Genomic DNA, 1399 nt, shown 5'->3' with positions numbered 1-1399 from the left:
GGGTCTGTCCAGTTAACGGTGTAACTCGATCTTGCGGGGTCTAGTTGCGGGCGGCGGCCAGGCGGCCTTCGAAGGTGATCTCGAAGGCGTTGAGGGCGGCCTTCCAGCGGGAGATCCAGCGTTTGCGGCCGGTGCCTTTGGGGTCCATGCTCATGACCGCGAGGTAGACGCACTTGAGTGCGGCCTGCTCGTTGGGGAAGTGGCCGCGGGCCTTGACCGCGCGGCGGATGCGGGCGTTCACCGATTCGATGGCGTTGGTGGAGCACACGACCTTGCGGATCTCGGGGTCGAACTGCAAGAACGGGACGAACTCGGCCCAGGCGTTCTCCCACAGCCTGACGATCGCCGGGTACTTGGCGCCCCAGACCTCGGCGAACTCCAGCCACCGCTCCATGGCCGCTGATTCGGTGGGTGCGGTGTAGACCGGCTTGAGCGCACGCGCGATGGCGTCCCAGTCCTGGCGGGCGGCGTAACGGAAGGAGTTGCGCAGCAGGTGCACGATGCAGGTCTGCACCAGCGCCTGCGGCCACACGTGCGCGACCGCGTCCGGCAGCCCGGTCAGCCCGTCGCAGACCACCATGCAGGCGTCGGCGACCCCGCGGTTCTTCAGTTCGGTGAGCACGTGCAGCCAGTACTTCGCGCCCTCACCACCACCGTCGCCGGCCCACAGCCCCAGGATGTCGCGGGTGCCGTCCACCGTCACCGCCAACGCGACATAGATGGGGCGGTTGGCGACCTGCCCGTCGCGGATCTTCACCTGGACGGCATCCAGGAAGACCACCGGATAGACCGGGTCCAGCGGCCGGTTCTGCCATTCGACCATGCCGTCGATGACCTTGTCGGTGATGGTGGAGATGGTCTGCTTGGACACCGACGCGCCATACACCTCGGCCAGGTGCGCCGAGATCTCGCCGTGGGTCAGGCCCTTGGCGCTCAGCGACAGCACCATCTCGTCCACCCCGGTCAGCCGCCGCTGCCGCTTGCGCACGATCTTCGGCTCGAAGCTGGCGTCCCGGTCGCGGGGCACCTGGATCTCCACCGGCCCGACCTCGGTGGTCACCGTCTTGGAGCGGTGCCCATTGCGGGAGTTCCCGCCGCCCTCGCCGCCGGCCCGCTCATGCCGGTCATAGCCCAGGTGGTCGGCGATCTCGCCCTCCAGCGCCGACTCCAGCACCTGCTTGGTCAGCTGGGCCAGCAGCCCGCCCTCACCGGTCAACTCCAAGCCCTGCTCACGGGCCTGCGCGACCAGCTGCCCGACCAGGTCCTGATCGACCCGGCCCGCGCCCTTGCTCTTGGAGGGCTTGTCGGCCTTGGCCACCGCGCCGTCCGCCTTCACTTCAGTTCTCGTCACCAGGTGTCACTCCTTGATCAGGAGTTACACCGAAAACCGTACAGTCCC

The 1399-nt window shown here is 67.9% G+C and carries 1 protein-coding gene; it reads right to left on the bottom strand.

The window, feature by feature from the left end; translation table 11 throughout:
• Positions 1 to 40: 40 nt before the first annotated feature.
• The gene (locus tag AB0C21_RS43310; protein WP_500212345.1) at positions 41 to 1261 is read right to left on the bottom strand and encodes an IS256 family transposase; all 1221 of its coding nucleotides are present in this window, start codon (positions 1259 to 1261) and stop codon (positions 41 to 43) included.
• Positions 1262 to 1399: the final 138 nt, after the last annotated feature.

The organism is Spirillospora sp. NPDC049024 (genome assembly GCF_040649235.1).
In the GTDB taxonomy this organism is placed as follows: Bacteria; Actinomycetota; Actinomycetes; order Streptosporangiales; family Streptosporangiaceae; genus Spirillospora.
This window is presented reverse-complemented; position numbering and strand designations above follow the sequence as displayed.